The sequence below is a fragment of the Streptomyces sp. NPDC054863 genome (genome assembly GCF_053610825.1).
Genome location: NZ_JBSGZD010000525.1, coordinates 1 through 2293 on the forward strand (window position 1 = coordinate 1; position 2293 = coordinate 2293).

Consider the following 2293-nt stretch of genomic DNA (forward strand, 5'->3'; position numbering starts at 1 on the left):
GTTCTCGGGGCGGGCCAGTTGAGCGGCCGGTGCGGCCTCGGTCACGGTGATGAGCTTGGAGTGCTCCTTCACGTGCGTGACGACGTAGGAGCGGTTGCCCTTCTTCGCGCTCACGTCGAAGGACTCGACCGGCTTGTCGCCGTCCTTGACGGTCAGCTTGAAGCGCTCGGCAGGCCCTTCGCCCTCGGGGTCGGAGACCTCGACGCTCAGGCTGCCGCTCCGGCCCGTGCCGGTCGCCGCGACCGCGAAGGTGCCCAGTTGCCGGGGCTCGGCGGCGGGCAGCGCCGCGGGAGCCGCCGACGGCGCCACCTCGTGCGGGGCGGCGCTCTCGCCGGAGATCCCCTCGGCGGATCCGCCGACGCGCACGACGTAGGCGGCCGAGCCGCCGTTGTTGAAGAAGCCGTAGACGGAGTGCGCCAGGTAGTACCCGTCGGTGAACTCCCCGAAGGCCGCCGTGTACTGCGACCAGTTCGTGACCAGGGTCGGTTCGTTCAGCGGTCCGGTCGGTGCAAGACCGACGAAGGCCGCCACCGAGGTGCCGACACCCTCGATCGGGCGGGATCCGCTGGCCACCTCCTCGACGTATACACCGGGCGACAGGTACGACGGCATGCTCTGCTCTCCTCGGGGTGACCAATGCTCGTCTGTGATCTTCACTCGCGGGGCACTCCGGTCGAAACGTCCGCAAGTGCCTCGCCGGGGGCACCGTCGTTGCCCCGAAGGGCGGGTACGGACCCTCCCGGCCCGGACCTGACGCCGCTCCCCCGCCGGGTCGACGGGGCCCGCACGCGCGATCGGTCCCGGCCCGCCCTCTCCCGTACGGGAAAGTGCCGGCGTACGAGTCCCGTACAGAAAAAATGCCTGCGTACGAGAAAAGCCGGTCCTGCTGCCCACGGGCCCTCCCACGGGCGCCCGTTCGCGCAACCGGGTCTGCCCGGCAGCCTCCTGACGCCCGTTCGGCCGCCGCCTAGCCTTCCCGGGTGAGCCTCTGGACCTCCCTCGAACCCCCGTCCGCAACCGTCGACCCCGGCAGCAGCACGCGCGTGCGCCTGCGGGTGCGCAACACCGGTGACGTCGTCGACGAGTACCGCTTCGAACCCGTCGGGGACCTCGCGCCCTGGACCGTCGTGGAGCCGCACACGCTGCGGCTCTATCCGGGCACGACGGGGACCGTCGAGCTGACGTTCTCCCCACCGCGCACCCCGGACGCCACCGCCGGGCCGAATCCGTACGCGGTACGGATCATTCCGACCGAGCATCCGGACGCGGTGACGGTCCCCGAGGGAAATCTGACGATCCTGCCGTTCAGCGAGATGCGGACCGAGCTGGTGCCGCCCACCGTCCGGGGCCGCCTGCGCGGGCGCCCCCGCCTCGCGGTGGACAACCTCGGCAACACCAAGCTCACCGCCTCCGTGAGCGGCAGCGACAACGGCGACCACCTGTCGTACGAGATCCGGCCCGGCAGCGCGCAGATCGAGCCGGGGCGCGCGCAGTTCGTCGACATGACGCTGCGGCCGAAGCAGATCATCTGGTTCGGCTCGAAGGAGCAGCGGCCGTACACGCTCGCGGTGCAGCGCTCCGGAGTCTCGCCGGAGACCGTGGAGGGGACGTTCGTGCAGCGCGGGTTCCTGCCGCGCTGGCTCGCCACCTTCCTCGGGGTGGCCGTCGCCCTCGCGATCACCTTCGTGATGCTGTGGATCGCCTACAAGCCGTCCCTCGTGACCGCCGCGTCGGAGCAGCCCGCACCGGCCGGGGCGACGCTCGCCCCCAGCCCGTCGGCGCCGGCCCTGCCGAAACAGCCGCCGGCGCCCGCCGAGCAGCCCCCGCCCCAGGAGAAGCCGAAGCCGGACGACGGCGGAGGCGACAAGCCGGAGAAGAAGCCCGACGCTCCCAAGCCGCCGCCGGAGGAGACCGCGGCGACGGCCGTGCGCCGATTCGTCGCGGACGACCCCGGCGGGCGGCACATCTGCTACCGCGTCCGCATCACCGACGGCGGGTGGCAGCGGCCGGTGTGCGACGGCGCCATGGCCGGCACCACGGGCCAGGGCAAGAAGATCATCGAGATGAACCTCGCGGTGACCGGCGTGGAGGGCACGTCGGCCAACTCCTACGTCCACGACCCGGGCTCGACCAACGGCCGGCCCAAGTGGCTGGAGTGGACCCCGGTGCTGAACGAGAAGGACATCTACATCGGCGGCAAGAAGAAGGACGCCCCGTTCTTCGCCGGGTTCGCCCTCAACGTGGGCAAGGGCAAGGTCTGCCACATCGCCCACTTCCGCAACAACACCTGGGG

1 protein-coding gene and 1 pseudogene are annotated in these 2293 nt (G+C 71.5%); one reads left to right on the top strand and one right to left on the bottom strand.

Annotated elements, in window-relative coordinates:
• A pseudogene (locus ACWGIG_RS38555) lies at positions 1–612 on the bottom strand (phage tail sheath family protein); the annotation flags it as partial.
• 368 nt (positions 613–980) lie between these two features.
• Here ACWGIG_RS38555 and ACWGIG_RS38560 point away from each other — a divergent pair.
• On the top strand, positions 981–2293 hold a 1313-nt coding region (locus ACWGIG_RS38560), incomplete at its 3' end, for a hydrolase (protein WP_453326391.1).